Annotated in this window: 15 protein-coding genes; 11 read left to right on the top strand and 4 right to left on the bottom strand. The window is 60.4% G+C overall.

Annotated elements, in window-relative coordinates; translation table 11 throughout:
* A complete protein-coding gene (locus tag ABH939_RS12200) occupies positions 1-441 on the top strand; it encodes a MaoC family dehydratase (protein ID WP_007734018.1) in 441 nt (146 codons plus the stop codon).
* Positions 438-1607, top strand: a complete 1170-nt coding sequence (locus ABH939_RS12195) for a lipid-transfer protein (RefSeq protein ID WP_404649653.1) — start codon at positions 438-440, stop codon at positions 1605-1607. Before ABH939_RS12200 ends, ABH939_RS12195 begins: the two co-directional genes overlap by 4 nt.
* A 111-nt stretch (positions 1608-1718) precedes the next feature.
* On the opposite strand, the gene ABH939_RS12190 is transcribed toward ABH939_RS12195, so the two are convergent.
* A complete protein-coding gene (locus tag ABH939_RS12190; protein WP_404649652.1) occupies positions 1719-3023 on the bottom strand; it encodes a DUF222 domain-containing protein in 1305 nt (434 codons plus the stop codon).
* An 85-nt stretch (positions 3024-3108) separates the two neighbouring features.
* Between ABH939_RS12190 and ABH939_RS12185 the strand changes: the two genes are divergently transcribed.
* The 6 genes from ABH939_RS12185 to ABH939_RS12160 all read left to right on the top strand — a co-directional run bounded on the left by ABH939_RS12185 (position 3109) and on the right by ABH939_RS12160 (position 8982).
* Entirely contained in the window at positions 3109-3675 is a 567-nt protein-coding gene (locus ABH939_RS12185; RefSeq protein ID WP_050655865.1) for a GNAT family N-acetyltransferase, read from the top strand.
* 31 nt (positions 3676-3706) lie between these two features.
* Entirely contained in the window at positions 3707-4708 is a 1002-nt protein-coding gene (locus ABH939_RS12180) for an AraC family transcriptional regulator (protein WP_007734026.1), read from the top strand.
* Between the two features lie 134 nt (positions 4709-4842).
* Positions 4843-5253: a VOC family protein gene (locus tag ABH939_RS12175; RefSeq protein WP_312638269.1), complete on the top strand. Its 411-nt coding sequence runs from the start codon at positions 4843-4845 to the stop codon at positions 5251-5253.
* A 180-nt stretch (positions 5254-5433) separates the two neighbouring features.
* Positions 5434-6573 (top strand): serine hydrolase domain-containing protein, encoded by a 1140-nt coding sequence (locus ABH939_RS12170; RefSeq protein WP_312638277.1) that lies wholly within the window; start codon positions 5434-5436, stop codon positions 6571-6573.
* A 103-nt stretch (positions 6574-6676) separates the two neighbouring features.
* Positions 6677-7525, top strand: a complete 849-nt coding sequence (locus tag ABH939_RS12165; RefSeq protein ID WP_003945658.1) for a mycofactocin-coupled SDR family oxidoreductase — start codon at positions 6677-6679, stop codon at positions 7523-7525.
* Positions 7522-8982, top strand: coding sequence for an MFS transporter (locus tag ABH939_RS12160; protein ID WP_047269629.1), 1461 nt, complete (start codon positions 7522-7524; stop codon positions 8980-8982). The genes ABH939_RS12165 and ABH939_RS12160 overlap by 4 nt, the downstream gene beginning before the upstream one ends.
* Positions 8983-9012: 30 nt before the next feature.
* Here the strand turns inward: ABH939_RS12160 and ABH939_RS12155 are convergent, their stop codons facing one another.
* Together ABH939_RS12155 and ABH939_RS12150 are read right to left on the bottom strand one after the other, a co-directional pair.
* Complete coding sequence (locus ABH939_RS12155; RefSeq protein WP_404649651.1) at positions 9013-10053, bottom strand: glycoside hydrolase family 71 protein; 1041 nt, start codon at positions 10051-10053, stop codon at positions 9013-9015.
* Positions 10038-10574, bottom strand: a complete 537-nt coding sequence (locus tag ABH939_RS12150) for a hypothetical protein (RefSeq protein WP_404649650.1) — start codon at positions 10572-10574, stop codon at positions 10038-10040. The genes ABH939_RS12155 and ABH939_RS12150 overlap by 16 nt, the downstream gene beginning before the upstream one ends.
* A gap of 440 nt (positions 10575-11014) precedes the next feature.
* Here ABH939_RS12150 and ABH939_RS12145 point away from each other — a divergent pair, with 440 nt between their 5' ends.
* The 3 genes from ABH939_RS12145 to ABH939_RS12135 are packed head-to-tail and all read left to right on the top strand — an operon-like array spanning position 11015 to position 13428.
* The gene (locus ABH939_RS12145) at positions 11015-11971 is read left to right on the top strand and encodes a daunorubicin resistance protein DrrA family ABC transporter ATP-binding protein (protein WP_003945489.1); all 957 of its coding nucleotides are present in this window, start codon (positions 11015-11017) and stop codon (positions 11969-11971) included.
* Positions 11968-12768 (top strand): ABC transporter permease, encoded by an 801-nt coding sequence (locus ABH939_RS12140; protein ID WP_003945537.1) that lies wholly within the window; start codon positions 11968-11970, stop codon positions 12766-12768. The genes ABH939_RS12145 and ABH939_RS12140 overlap by 4 nt, the downstream gene beginning before the upstream one ends.
* Positions 12769-12798: 30 nt before the next feature.
* Positions 12799-13428, top strand: a complete 630-nt coding sequence (locus tag ABH939_RS12135; RefSeq protein ID WP_007734052.1) for a TetR/AcrR family transcriptional regulator — start codon at positions 12799-12801, stop codon at positions 13426-13428.
* On the opposite strand, the gene ABH939_RS12130 is transcribed toward ABH939_RS12135, so the two are convergent.
* Positions 13419-14213 carry a putative protein N(5)-glutamine methyltransferase gene (locus tag ABH939_RS12130; RefSeq protein ID WP_007734053.1) on the bottom strand — a complete coding sequence of 265 codons (795 nt, stop codon included), beginning with the start codon at positions 14211-14213 and terminating at the stop codon, positions 13419-13421. The two genes, ABH939_RS12135 and ABH939_RS12130, sit on opposite strands and share 10 nt — an antisense overlap.
* Positions 14214-14356 lie beyond the last annotated feature (143 nt).

Below are 14356 nucleotides of genomic sequence, written 5' to 3'. Positions count from 1 at the left end.
ATGACTTCGACGACGGATATCACTGTGGGAGAGGTTCTTCCGCAGCTTTCGATTTACGGCGACCCGACGTTTGTGGTCTCGGCGGCGCTCGCTACCCGCGATTTTCAAGATGTTCACCACGACCGCGATCTCGCACAGAAACGCGGCTCGAAAGACATTTTCGTCAACATCCTCACCGACACCGGCTTGGTGCAGCGATTCGTGACCGATTGGGCCGGACCGCGGGCTGTACTCACGTCGATCAAACTCCGCCTCGGAGTCCCCTGGTACGCCTACGACACCTTGACGCTCTCCGGAACGGTGACCTCCTACGACGAGGATCTCGTGTCGCTCGCGGTGGTCGGCAAGAACAGCCTGGGAGATCACATCACCGCACAGGTCACACTGGCATTTCCGGCGTCGGGCTCGAATGGAGACATTGAAAACGGAGACATTGAATGAGCGCATTGTCCGGCAAGGCAACGATCGTCGGAATCGGAGCCACGGATTTCTCGAAGGACTCCGGTCGCAGTGAACTGCGACTGGCCGCCGAGGCTGTTCAAGCCGCGTTGGACGACGCCGGTCTGACACCCGCCGACGTCGACGGTCTTACCTCGTTCACCATGGACACCAACACCGAGGTGGCAGTGGCTCGTTCGGTGGGTATCCCGAACCTCAAGTTCTTCAGCCGCATTCACTACGGTGGTGGTGCCGCTGCGGCGACGATTCAGCAGGCCGCCATGGCTGTTGCCACCGGCGTCGCAGACGTCGTCGTCGCTTACCGCGCGTTCAACGAGCGATCGGGTGCCCGTTTCGGGCAGGTGAACTCCGGCCTTGTGGCGCAGGTCAATTCGTCGGGCACGGATAACGCTTTTTCCTATCCTCACGGATTGGGTACTCCCGCATCCTTTGTCGCGATGGTCGCGCAGCGATACATGCACGTATACGGAGCGTCCAGCGAGGACTTCGGTCGAATCGCCGTCGCGGACCGTAAGCATGCAGCCACCAATCCGAAGGCGTTCTTCTACGGAAAACCGATTACCCTCGAGGACCATCAGAATTCGCGATTCATCGCCGAACCTTTGCATCTTCTCGATTGCTGCCAGGAGTCCGACGGCGGCATCGCGATCGTCGTCACCTCGGCAGAACGAGCCAAAGATCTGAAGAACACCCCAGCCGTTATCGCAGCGGCCGCACAGGGCAGCGGGGCAGATCAATACATCATGACCAGCTATTACCGCGACGGTTTGACCGGCTTACCGGAGATGGGCCTTGTCGGCGATCAGCTCTGGTCACAAAGTGGGCTGCGCCCGTCGGACATGCAGACGGCGATCTTCTACGACCACTTCACGCCCTATGTTCTGATGCAGCTCGAGGAACTCGGTTTCTGTGGCAGGGGAGAGGCAAAGGACTTCATCGCCGGTGGCGCAATCGAACTCGGCGGCAAGCTTCCGATCAACACCCATGGTGGACAGCTCGGCGAGGCATACATTCACGGGATGAACGGTATCGCCGAGGGTGTTCGGCAGATCCGCGGTACTTCGGTCAACCAGGTCGACTCCGTCGAGAATGTACTGGTGACTGCGGGAACGGGCGTTCCGACATCGGGGCTTGTGCTGACTCGCTGATTATCGTGGGCACAGCTTCATCAAGCGTCACGGCCGGTTGGCACCGCATCGAGGTCTCCTTCGATGCGGTGCTCGGTCCGTGTTCTGTTGTCGCCAAAGAGGTTTGACCTCTCAGGTTTTGAAGGTGGTGTTCGCCGGTCGCGGGTGCTGCTGCGGGTCGATCGAGGGCGGCGGAATGAACCACGGTTTGTTGTCGACACCGATCCGAATCGCCCATTTCCCGACGAACGCGGCTTTGCGGTGCATCAGCCGATGATGTGAACGGCACAGCAGGACCAGGTTGTTCATCACCGTCGGGCCACCGTTGGCCCAGTGCTTAATGTGGTGCGCATCGGTCCACGGCGGTACACACGTGCAGCCGGGGAAGGCGCAGCCTTTGTCCCGGGCGATCAACGCCACTCGCTGTTCGGCGGTGACCAATCGTTTACCTGGTTGCGCATCCAAGGGCGCGCCGTGATCATCGAGCAGCACCGTGGACAGGAAACAATCGCACCCAAGGAGTCTGGTCTGCGACACCGAGAGCGGCCCCAGCCACGGCATGTGCCCGACATCAAGATCCGACACAGCCACTCCACCACCATCGGGCGAGGGTGTGGCGGCGCAGTCTCGATACTCCGCCAAATCACGGGCGTTGATGTGCACGTTCACATGCGGACGCTGACCACCATCGGTACCAGTCTTGGCGCAATCGAGATAACGCCGGATCAGTTCGGTGAACCCGTCCGCCGTGCGTTTCGCCGCCGACCGGGCATCGGGAGTCCCGTCCGGTGCCGGGGTCGGCATCGTCAGATTCGACAACGCCGACAACAGCATTTCACCGGTCAGGGCATCGAAATCCCCACGCACCACCACCCGACCGTTGAGCGTCGAAGCAATCCGCAACTCATTGAGATCGACATCCTCGGCGGGCGGGATCTCATCCGATTCGAACAACCGCTCCAAGGTCGCGATCACGTTCCGCACCTTCGTCGTCGTCGCCTCCACACCCGACGCAGCAGCGAGCAACAAATCGATACAACGAGGGAGCGCCTCCTCCGGCATGCCCTTCGGCGGTGACTCACAGAACGCCACGATCAACACAGCATGATCGAACGAACAATCCCCGCCATCGAACCGAGCCGCCACCGCCGGAAACGGCCGCAACGCTGCACCCAACGCGGCGATCTTCTTCCCGTCCCGAACCTGCAGCATGGTGTTCGCCGCCAACCACGAACCGACACCGCGGCTGGCGATCACCTGATCATCGGAACGCAACGAGAGTTCGTCGACCACGGCCACTCGAACGGCTTCCAGGCGCAGAATCTCCGCGCTCGCCGACACCGCAGCCGCACGTAACTCAGCAGCCGACAACTGCCACAGACGTCCACGTAACCCCACCGCAGAACCCGACACCACGTCCGACAACAAGACACTCATTGAATCCCCCGATCCCCTCCCCAAATCATACTCGAACAGGTGTTCGAGTCAAGAGGTGCTTTTGGGCTCGCTCTAGGATCGCTGGATGTTCACGTTGACTACGGAACGCCTTGTTCTTCGAGATTTCACTGCCGCGGATGAAGGTGCCGTCCATCAGTACGCGTCCGACCCTGCCGTCTGTAGATATGTTGATTGGGGGCCGAACACCCCTGCGGTTACCAGGGCATTCCTGGCTGACGCGGCACTCGAAGCTGCGCTCGTCGAACGTCGCACGTTCACCCTGGCCATCACGTCGAAGGCCGATGGAACGGTCATCGGTTCGGTAGCTGTGTGGGAAGTATCCGCCGCGCACCGGCGGGCGGAACTCGGTTTTGTCGTGAACCCGAAGTTCCAAGGGCGAGGCTATGCGTCGGAGGCGGGGCGCGCGGTTCTGGAATTCGCCTTTGCTCGCTTCGGAGCGCAGCGAGTGCAGGCAACGTGTCGTCCGGAGAATTCGGCGTCGGCGTCGGTGCTCACCAAAATCGGAATGGAGGAGGAGGGGCGAATGAGGGCACACATGGTGATCCGGGGGACCGCGGTGGATTCGCTGCTTTTTGCTGCAACACGACCCGCCGCCGTACAGCCAGAGATCACGTCAGCTCACTTCGCGTGACCTTCCCGGGCCCTGGTGCGATACTCGAACCATGTTCGAGGATGCCTTGCTCATCGACGCGGCCGGCCGGCCCACTATGCAGCATCACCAGGCCTTTTCTCGGGACTGGGACCGCATCAAGGAGTGGTCCGACAACATCTACATGCCGTATACGGTCACGCCGATCGGAAGTCGGTTGAAGCCGGCTTCGGACATGTACTCCGCGGCAGTCGGCAAGATCGACGTCACCAGATTCTGTTACGGGATTCCGGTCTCCGTCGGTGAATGTTCGCCTGAGGCCGGAAACATTCTGGTTCTGACGACTATCAGAGGCAACGGTCGACATGCCCTCGGCGGAGGAACTGCGGTGAATACTGCCGTGGGGGAGACCTTTGTCGCCGACTGTAGCCGGACCGACTACTTCGTCGAATTCGACGAAGATCATCTGCAGCTGAATCTCACTGTGCCGCATCAGCTTGTCGCCGATCACGCCATGCAATGGTTCGGGTCGGTTCCCGACGACCGTCTGTGGCGGCACAAGTGCACCATTGGCGGGCGGGGCTCGAGTTGGCTGGCATTGATGGACTACGTCGTTCGTGCAATTGCAGAGTCGCCTGAGGCGATGTCGAGCGAAAGGCTGGGTGCCAGGGTTCAAGAACTCATCGCGGCTCAGCTTCTCGACGAGTGGGCGACGCAGGCCGGGCTGCAACTCGGCGTCGACGTCGCCTCCGCCGAACCGGCCTACGTGCGATCGGCAGAGGAGTACATCGATACGTTTGCTCGCTCGGTGCCGACGGCATCGGAGATCGCGGCTGCGGTGGGTGTCAGTGTCCGGGCGCTCACTGCGGGATTTCGACGGTACCGAGACACCACGCCGGGGCAACGATTGCGCGCGCGTCGGTTGGAGGGTGTACGCGGCGAACTGTTGCGTTCCGACGGGAGAACCGTCTCCGAAATCGCCAACGCCTGGGGCTACGTCAATCTGGGCATGTTTGCGGCCACATACCGGAAACGGTTCGGAGAGTTGCCTTCCGAGACCCGGAATCGACTCTGAGGACAGTTGTTTGAACGGTCATGACGATCGTTTTACGCACTCGATGAACTGCCGTGATCCGTTGTTTCGTGTCGGAGCGTTCTGCAAGGATTGAAATCGAACGTGACAGCAATCCCACGAGCTAGGAGTACGTCATGGCAACTCGACTCAATCCGTACATCAGCTTCAACGGCAATGCCCGTGAGGCGTTGGAGTTCTACAAAGAAATCTTTGGTGGCACGCTGGCGCTGAGCACGTTCGGTGAGTTCGGCAATCCCGGTGAAGGCGGCGACAAGATCATGCACGGAATGCTCGAAACCGATCGGGGATACACCCTGATGGGTGCCGACACTCCGCCCGGCATGCCGTACAACCCCGGCGACAACATCACGGTCAGCCTCAGCGGCGACGACGGCGATGTGCTGCGCGGGTACTGGGAGCAGTTGTCGGGAACGGGAACGGTGAGCGTTCCACTCGAGAAGCAGATGTGGGGCGACGAATTCGGCGCCTGTACAGACAAATTCGGCATTTCCTGGCTGGTGAATATCGGAGCGCCCCAGAGCTGACTCCAGACTCTGCCCGGTTCTGCCGAAACGAGACAGTTTTCCTGCCGTTTCGAGGCAGAACCGGGTATGTGATCGCCGTTACATTCTGTTCGACAAGACAAGTTGCAAGTCGGATGGAGAAATGCAGTGACGATCGAAGATATTGCGCGGAAGCCCCTTTCGAAGCAGCGCCTCGACGACGTGCTGGCGCGAGCAACTCAGGGGGCTGATCGCGTCCCGGGTGTGGTCGCGATGATTACGGATCGAGAAGGCAACATCTACGAGGGTGCTGCGGGCGAGCGGACTCTCGGTTCCGGCGTTCCGATGACCCTCGATACAACCTTTGCGCTCTTCTCCACCACCAAGGCGATCACCGGTACCGCTGTCCTGCAATGTGTGGAGGAGGGATTGCTCGATCTCGATGCACCTGCAGCGACCTATGTTCCCGACATCGGTGAGCTGAAGGTCCTGGACGGTTTCGACGCCGGCGGAAACCCCGTTCTTCGGGAACCCAAGCGTGACATCACCACTCGCATGCTGCTCCTTCACACTGCAGGGTTCGGCTACGACTTCTTCAACGAGTCGTACAACCGGCTCTCACAGGAACATGGGCAGCCCAGCGTGATCACGTGTAGCAAAGCGGCGCTCACGACACCGCTGCTCTTCGACCCGGGTGAGAAGTGGGAGTACGGCACCAACATCGACTGGGCCGGACAGGTCGTCGAGTCGATTCGAGGTCAGCGACTCGGCGATGTCATGCGCGAGCGCATCTTCGAACCTCTCGAGATGACGGATACGGCATTCACGATGAGCCCGTCGATGAAGGATCGACTTGCACCGATCCATCAGCGCGAGAGCGACGGAAGCCTCACTCCGCTCATCGGATTCGAGCTTCCGGCCGAACCCGAGGTGCACATGGGTGGTCACGGTTTGCACGGCACTGTCGGCGACTACATGAAGTTCATTCGTATGTGGCTCAACGACGGCGCGGGCACTTCGGGTCGCGTGTTGTCGTCGGAGACGGTAGCTGCAGCCGTTCAGAACGGGCTCGAAGGCCAGCACGTGGGGTTGTTGCCCGGAGTTCTCCCGACGCTGTCCAACGATGCGGAATTCTTCCCCGGCGTCCCCAAAGGATGGGCGTACTCCTTCATGACGAATGAAGAGGTGGCGCCCACTGGTAGGCCGGCCGGATCGCTGGCTTGGGCGGGTCTGGCCAACCTCTATTACTGGATCGACCGGCAGACCGGCGTCGGCGGGTTCTGGGCAACGCAGATTCTGCCGTTCGCGGACGCTGGATCCATCAACGGATACCTGGAATTCGAGACCGCCGTTTACCAGTAACCGGCTGGATTCCCGCTGTCCGGGATCGACTGTTTCTTTCGGGCGGGTTCGGAGTACGCATGCAGTACAGCGCATGCTGGCATACGACGAACTAGGAGACGGCATGAACAGCCTCGAAGGCAGCTTCGAAGGAAAAGTTGCACTGATCACCGGCGCCGCACGCGGTCAGGGGCGCGCCCACGCTGTCGCATTCGCGGAGCGTGGCGCGGACATCGTGATCTGCGACCGGTGCGAGAACAGTGATGTCGTCGCCTACCCCCTCGCAAACGAGGAGGATCTGAAGGAAACCGTTCGTTTGGTGGAAGCCACCGGTCGTCGGTGCATTGCCGTCAAGGCAGACACTGCTGATCGCGACGCAATGGACGCGCTCGTTGCCCGCGCTGAAGCCGAGTTCGGCCGTGTCGATATCGCCGTCGCGAATGCCGGTGTGTCCGTGCCCGCTCCGATCACGTCGATGACGTCGGCGCAGTGGAACGAAGTCATCTCGTCGAACCTGACCGGTGTGTTCAACACCGTTGCGGCCGTGTCAGGTGGAATGGCGGAACGTGGTTACGGTCGCATCATCACGATTTCCTCGATGATGGGTCGCTCCGGTGGCACCCAGATGGCTGCGTACGGCGCCTCCAAGTGGGGCGTCATCGGTTTGACGAAGAGTGTGTCGCTCGAACTGGCAAACTCGGGTGTGACCGTGAATGCTATTGCACCGGGGAATATCTCGACGCCGATGATTCACAACGACATGATGTACGCGATGATGCGGCCTGACCTCGAATCGCCGACGGCAGACGACGTCGAACCCGTGTACGCGACTCTGCATGCGCAGCCGGTCGGTTGGCTGGATCCCTTCGAGATCACGCGAGTAGTCCTGTTCCTCGCCGCCGACGCGAGTGCCCACATGAGTGGCATCGTGGTTCCTGTCGACGCCGGAGTAGCCGCTCGCTCGAACGCTTGACGGACAAGACTGTTCGCGCGAAAGCGCGGACCGGGTGGGTCGTCGGCGTCCTGAGTCTGAGCGGTGTGGTGGTCGCGCTGCAACAGACCTTGGTGGTGCCGGTCCTGCCTGCGTTCGCGACGGCATCGGGAGTATCGTCCTCCACCGCTTCCTGGCTGGTGACCTCGACGTTGCTGACCGGTGCCGTCGCAACCCCTCTCATCGGCAGACTCGCCGACATGTTCGGTAAGCGCGCGATGATGCTCGTCTGTCTTGCCGTGATGATCGTCGGCTGCATGGTTGCGGCGCTCAGCCAGAGTTTCTGGTTACTGATCCTCGGGCGCTCGTTGCAGGGGTTCGCGACGGCACTTCTGCCCGTCGGAATCAGCATCATGCGCGATGTCCTTCCTCCGGAAAAGCTCAGTGGTGCAGTAGCTCTCATGAGTGCGACGTTGGGGATCGGTGGCATGTTCGGTATGCCGATGGCTGGGGTGATCTCGGCGCACTGGGGACTACCCGCGCTTTTCTGGGTCACCGGTGGATTCGGGGTAGTACTGATAGTCGTCTTGCCGCTGGTGGTGCCGGAATCGGCTGTGAAGAGTCGCGGACGCTTCGACTTTCTGGGGGCCACGGTCCTCACACTCGCTATGACTGCACTGCTGCTGGCCGTTTCGAAAGGAACCGAATGGGGCTGGGCAAGCCCCGAGGTTCTGGTTCTGATCGCGTCCGGCGTGGTCTTGCTCTGTGGATGGATTCCGTGGGAACTGCACACGCCGGCACCGCTGGTCGATCTGCGGACTTCACTTCGCGCTCCGATTCTGGTTTCGAACGTCTGCGCAGTATTACTCGGTTTTGCCATGTTCATCAGCGCGTTGGCGGCAACGCAGGAACTTCAGTTGCCCCTGGCGTCGGCGGACGGTCTCGGACTCTCGGCTGCCGAAGCCGGACTGGCGATGATGCCGGGCGGAGTCCTGATGATCGGATTGGCGCCGGTGTCGTCGAAGGTGACGAGGCGATGGGGAGCGAAGGCCACGTTGGCCTCAGGAGCGATCGTCATCGCAATCGGATACGTCTTGCGTGTGCTGTTGACGCCGACGCTGGTCAATATCGTGATCGGCGCTGCCGTGGTATCGGCCGGTGTGGCATTTTCCCTGGCAGCCATGCCGACTCTGATCACCGAATCTGCGCCGATCCATCAGACTGCCTCGGCCAACGGATTCAACAGCCTGCTCCGTTCGGTCGGTACCTCCACCGGAAGCGCCGTTGCGGCAGCGGTATTGGCCGGTTCGACGGTGGTGATCGGTGCGAGCACTGTGCCGACCCTGCATTCGTTCGCGGTTTTGTACTGGATCGGAGCGGGCGTATCGGCACTGGCGGCCGCGGTGACCTTGGCAGTGAGGGTGGAGCGGACGGGGGCGGTATCGCGGCCCGAGTTACCAATTGCAGCCGAAACCGATGGCGCAACGAAGATCGGGTGAGTCGACGGACTCACCCGATCTTCGTCACCGTTATCTCCGACTGGAATCGACCAGGTACTCGAGATTCTGGTTGTACGGTGTGGCCGTCACCGCCGCGTGTGAACTCACCCGAGATACCTCGGTAGTGCCGCGAACGACAGAGGCCTTGATGGAACCTACTTTCAACGGGGCGATGCAGCTGCTCATCCCGGCCGGGGCATTGCAGGTGGTAATCGTGGTTCCCACCGTCACTTTGACGACTGCGGGAGCGGTCAAGAAGGTGAGAACCTCGACGGTATCGCGAGCGGGGGATGACCATTGGCGCAGTGTCATAGGGGCAGCAGAGCGATTGACGGGGACCGCGGAGACCGACTGATTGCGATAGACGAGATACGCGGTGTCGCGAACAATCGCGGGTGAGGCGCCGGAGCGGAAGCTGTACAGCCCGTAGGAACTCATGTCGAGTAACGCGCGCCCATGACCGGCGCTGGGTGCGAACGACGTTCCCTCGCTGTAGTCGTTCCAGGTGACGAGCTGTACCCATTCACTGTTGGACGCAATCGCAATCTGCCACATGTTCTGCAGATTCTGTGAATTCTGTGCCTCGTCGTAGATCGACTGACTTGGACGAACATCTTGGAAGGCGACTGGTTGCATCCATATCTTTCCCAAGGAGTGAGCGGCAGCGGCAAGTCCCATCGGAGAGTTCGGGTTCGATCCCGAGAGCGGATTTCCTGCCGGATTTCGATTACCCCAATTCGACATCCCGTAGCTGATCGATGCAAAAGAATTCCGGTTGGCTGCAGCGTCGAGGAAAACCGGAACAAATGCCACATTTATGCCGTAAGAATTCTTCATCAGAGTGATGAACTCCGACCACCAGCCCGCAGTCTTGTTTTCGGCAAGGAATGGAGATATCACGAGCCGTCCGTCGTTCAATTTGAACGATGATGCCATGGTCGAATACGGTTTCATCTCTGCTGCCATTTGAGCTGCGGTCATGTTTTTGAACGCGCCGTTCATATCAGGCATGAGCATGATCTTGAAATTCGGATCGACTGCTGCGGCCGCTTTGATCAGGGCGGTGGGCACGGTGGAACCCACCAACTGGTGTCGGTTGCCTTGGCGATGATGTCGACGGAGAATCCGTCGATGCCCGCGGCGATTGCCGAACGAACTTCGTTTTCGAGGTCGCGTTGGCGCCACTGCGTATCGGCGATGGGTTGCCGCGGTGTCGGCCGATCGCGGAGGAATCCTCCGTAGCGAACGTGTTTGTTGTTCTCGCCGTTGAACGTAAGATATTGTGTCGCATAGTAATCGCCAGACGGATTCGCATTGTCGATCGAAACCGGATAGGGCGGGAAGTAGTGAGCGAAAACCAACTTTCCGTTCAGTGCTGACTTGGGTGGAATGTCGAAGGGCAGCGCTGCAGATTCAGGATTCGCCGAGAACGAGGCCGGCGTGTACGTCGACGCGGAGCGTGGTTGTGTGTTGTACGCGGCGATCAGTGCGGCCGCGACAATCACGGCCAGGGTGAAGCAGATGGTCTCGAAGGAATATTTCGCCGTTTTTCGGATCCACGGAGTTCGGATGTATCGAGTTCTGATACCCATGGCACAGTCAGCCTTTCTCGATCCCCCGAAGTGTGAGTCTTCCCCGCGTGCACTGAATCGGTGATTCAATTCTTTTCGGCCTCTGTCTGATTTGTAATTCGAGATTCGACACCATAAGTCAACCGTCACCGGCCCGAGTGTCACTTGCTGAACGAGTGTAACGCTGCCGCGTTCATCATGAATACCTGAAAGCGGTCTTTGTTCAAGAATTTCGGGTTTTTCTTTCCGATATATATCCGTCGAAAGGTCGGTGAAATTTATCGGCTGTATTGGACAGGACTGGGACGTGTGGTCTGTTCCGTACCTCGTGGCCGAAAGGCACCGGCGAAACCAGGGAGGTGATTGCAGCCGGGCAACTGACGAAATTTCCTGGAATGTGTCGGCCTCCTGGGTCACACTGGGGAACGGACTACCGACGGATTACCGATGCGGGAGGGCTCATGACCGAAGCGATTGTGGCCGAGGGGCTGGTCAAGAAGTACGGCGACGTCACGGCATTGGACGGCATCGACCTGGAAGTGCGCGAGGGTTCGGTGATGGCTCTGTTGGGCCCCAACGGCGCCGGAAAAACCACTGCGGTAAGGATATTCACGACGCTGCTCATTCCCGACGGTGGACGCGCCAAGGTTGCCGGGCTGGACGTGGTCGAGGATGCGCGGGCGTTGCGATCCAAGATCGGTGCTTCGGGTCAGTACGCCGCGGTCGACGAGTACCTGACGGGCTACGAGAATCTGGACATGGTCGGGCGGCTGTATCATCTCGGCGCCCGAAGCAGTAAGGCCCGAGCGCGTGAATTGCTCGAGCAGTTCGATCTCGTCGAGGCTGGAGATCGGCCGGTCAAGGGCTATTCCGGCGGAATGCGGCGACGTCTCGATCTCGCCGGCGCATTGGTTGCTCGGCCACAGGTGTTGTTTCTCGACGAGCCGACCACGGGCCTCGATCCTCGGGCGCGACTCGGTCTCTGGGACGTCATCGAAGGGTTGGTGGCTCAGGGGACCACGCTGTTGCTCACGACGCAATACATGGAGGAAGCCGAGAGGTTGGCCGACCAGATCGCCGTCATCGACCGCGGCTCGGTCATCGCGCGCGGTACTGCAGACCAGTTGAAGGCGCGGGTCGGGGGTGAGCGCATCGAATTGAGCGTGCACGAGGTCGAACATCTCGACATCGTCCGCGAGGAATTGCGCTCGCTTGCCGTGGGGGACATTCAGGTTCAAGAGAATGTCCGTCGCGTCACTGTTCCTGTCGACGACGGCACCGACGCGTTGGTCGCGGCGCTGAATCTTCTGTCGGCACGAGGTATCCGCGTATTCGACGTCGGCCTGCGCAGACCCACTCTCGACGATGTCTTCCTCACACTGACCGGGCACCAGGCTGAACTGGAGGATCAGAAATGACCGTGCAGATGGCGCTCGAAGACGGTTTGACCATCGCCAGGCGAAACTTGATCAAGATCAAGCGCGTTCCGGATCTGCTGGTGTTCACCACTTTGTCGCCGATCATGTTCGTGCTCTTGTTCGCGTATGTGTTCGGCAGTGCGATCTCCGTCCCGGGCACGTCGTATCGAGAATTCCTGATCGCCGGAATCTTCACGCAGACGGTCATATTCGGTGCTACCTGGACTGGTTTGGGGATGGTCGAAGACATTCAGAAAGGAATCATCGACAGATTTCGATCGCTGCCCATGGCTCCGTCTGCCGTGCTGACCGGCAGAACGTCGAGTGACGTGTTGATCAACGTCATCAGTTTGGTGGTCATGTCGTTGACCGGTCTTCTGGTCGGGTGGCGGATTCACTCCAGTTTCCTCGAAGCGGTGGCGGGTTATGCGCTGCTTCTGTTCTTCGCGTACGCGTTGTCGTGGGTCATGGCTGTTGTCGGGCTTTGGATCCGGACACCGGAGGTATTCAACAACGCGAGCTTCATCGTCATCTTTCCGCTGTCGTTCATCGCGAACACTTTTGTCGAGACCACCAATCTTCCCGGCCCGCTCAAAGTGATCGCCGAATGGAATCCGGTGTCGGCGGTTACTCAGGCGGTGCGTGAATTGTTCGGCAATACCAATCCTGCGATGACGGTTCCGGATGCGTGGCCGCTGCAGAATCCGGTCATCGCGTCGTTGTTGTGGACTTTCGGTTTGCTGATCGTCTTCGTGCCGTTCGCTATTCGTCGGTATCAGAAGGCAGTCAGCCGCTGACCTGGTGATTCCGGCCGGTAGGGTGGATGTGTGCCGGAGCCCGAACGCATCGACAAACGCAGCCTGAGATACGCCGGGCGACGTGAGGAGTTGCTCGACGCGCTGACCCGCTACGTCATCGACAACGGTGTCGGGGAGTTGACGGTGAGGCAGCTCGCCAAGGCCGTGGGTGTGTCGCATGCGTCGTTGCTCAACCATTTCGAGAGCAAGGAGAATCTGCTCTCCGAGGTCATCGAGAATATGCGTGGTGAGTCCATTCCGATTGCGGTGCCGATGAAACCGGGGGTCGATCCGGCGACAGTGCTGACTGCGTGGTGGACCGAACGTACGACGCCGGAGGTCCTGCCGCGGTTCCGGGTGATGGTCGAGATCTACGCCCTCGCGCTCGGCGACCGCGACCGCTACGGACGGTTCCTGGACCGTTTTGTGGGCGATTGGATCGAGGCACTGGAAGCCGGTCTACGACAAGCGGGTTGCCCCGAGGACGATGTTGCCTCTGTCGCTACTCTGTTGCTCTCGCAAATGCGGGGTCTGTCGATGGATCTTCTGGCCACCGGGGACCGGGCCCGCGTCGATCGCGCGTTCGGGCTTTTTGTCGACGGCTTTGCCGCCCGCGCTCGGGAGTGGTCCACGCCAGGATCCGATCGCCTTCAACGCTGACCGATTACCACGGTCGACGCGGTCTCGCTGTAGGTTGCCACCCGAGTGAGAAACCCTCCCCGAGTGAATGTTTCAACAGTCATTTCGACCTGCTCCGTACTCGTCTCGACGAGAAGACAGCCACCCGGTCGTAGCCACGGCGCGGCGTCCGCGATGATGCGACGCTGCAGGTCCAGTCCGTCGGTACCGCCGTCCAACGAGACCAGCGGTTCGTGAAGACGGGCTTCGGGCGGCATCAGCCTGATCGATTCGGTGGGGACGTAAGGTGCATTGGCGACGACGACATCCACGCGACCGAGTAATTTCGTCGGCAGTGGTTCGAATAAATCGCCTTCGAGTACGCGCTCGGGCGGTGTGATGTTTCGGCGAGCGCACCGCACTGCGGCCGGTTCCACGTCTACCGCGTACAAATCGACGGGGTCGAGCGTCGACTGCAGGACAACACCGACAGCTCCTGAGCCGCAACACATGTCGACGACGACGCTTCCTGGGGTGACAAGTGAGCAGGCCTGCCGGGCGAGGAACTCGGTGCGCCGGCGTGGGACGAAGACTCCGGAGTCGATGTGAATGCGCAAGCCGCAGAACTCGGCCCATCCGAGGACGGGCTCGAGTGGTTCGCCGGCAACTCGTCGGTCGATCATCGCGTCGAGTTCATCGCGAGAGCGTGCGGTGTCAAGAAGTAGGCGAGCCTCGTCTTCGGCGAAGACGCAACCTGCTGCTCGGAGGATCGCGGCCACCGACTTCTGCTGCGAAGCAGGGAAGGTCGGGAGATCAGGTGCTGACATGAGAGCCTTTCGGCCTCCTGATCTCGCGGGGGACCTGCACGTATCGAACACCGCCACCCTACCCGAGCAGGCGTGTCACGACGGTCGATGCGGAGCGGAAATTTAGGTTGACCAAATGGTAAGGCTGTTCTATGGTCTGAACT

This window comes from Rhodococcus sp. 27YEA6 (assembly GCF_044908235.1).
GTDB lineage: Bacteria > Actinomycetota > Actinomycetes > Mycobacteriales > Mycobacteriaceae > Rhodococcus_F > Rhodococcus_F qingshengii.
This window is presented reverse-complemented; position numbering and strand designations above follow the sequence as displayed.

Coding starts and splice junctions, on each gene's coding strand:
- ABH939_RS12150 (WP_404649650.1), bottom strand. CDS start 10,574: ATGGGTATCAGAACTCGATACATCCGAACTCCGTGGATCCGAAAAACG.
- ABH939_RS12130 (WP_007734053.1), bottom strand. CDS start 14,213: ATGTCAGCACCTGATCTCCCGACCTTCCCTGCTTCGCAGCAGAAGTCG.
- ABH939_RS12165 (WP_003945658.1), top strand. CDS start 6,677: ATGAACAGCCTCGAAGGCAGCTTCGAAGGAAAAGTTGCACTGATCACC.
- ABH939_RS12140 (WP_003945537.1), top strand. CDS start 11,968: ATGACCGTGCAGATGGCGCTCGAAGACGGTTTGACCATCGCCAGGCGA.
- ABH939_RS12180 (WP_007734026.1), top strand. CDS start 3,707: ATGTTCGAGGATGCCTTGCTCATCGACGCGGCCGGCCGGCCCACTATG.
- ABH939_RS12185 (WP_050655865.1), top strand. CDS start 3,109: ATGTTCACGTTGACTACGGAACGCCTTGTTCTTCGAGATTTCACTGCC.
- ABH939_RS12200 (WP_007734018.1), top strand. CDS start 1: ATGACTTCGACGACGGATATCACTGTGGGAGAGGTTCTTCCGCAGCTT.
- ABH939_RS12195 (WP_404649653.1), top strand. CDS start 438: ATGAGCGCATTGTCCGGCAAGGCAACGATCGTCGGAATCGGAGCCACG.
- ABH939_RS12145 (WP_003945489.1), top strand. CDS start 11,015: ATGACCGAAGCGATTGTGGCCGAGGGGCTGGTCAAGAAGTACGGCGAC.
- ABH939_RS12175 (WP_312638269.1), top strand. CDS start 4,843: ATGGCAACTCGACTCAATCCGTACATCAGCTTCAACGGCAATGCCCGT.
- ABH939_RS12190 (WP_404649652.1), bottom strand. CDS start 3,023: ATGAGTGTCTTGTTGTCGGACGTGGTGTCGGGTTCTGCGGTGGGGTTA.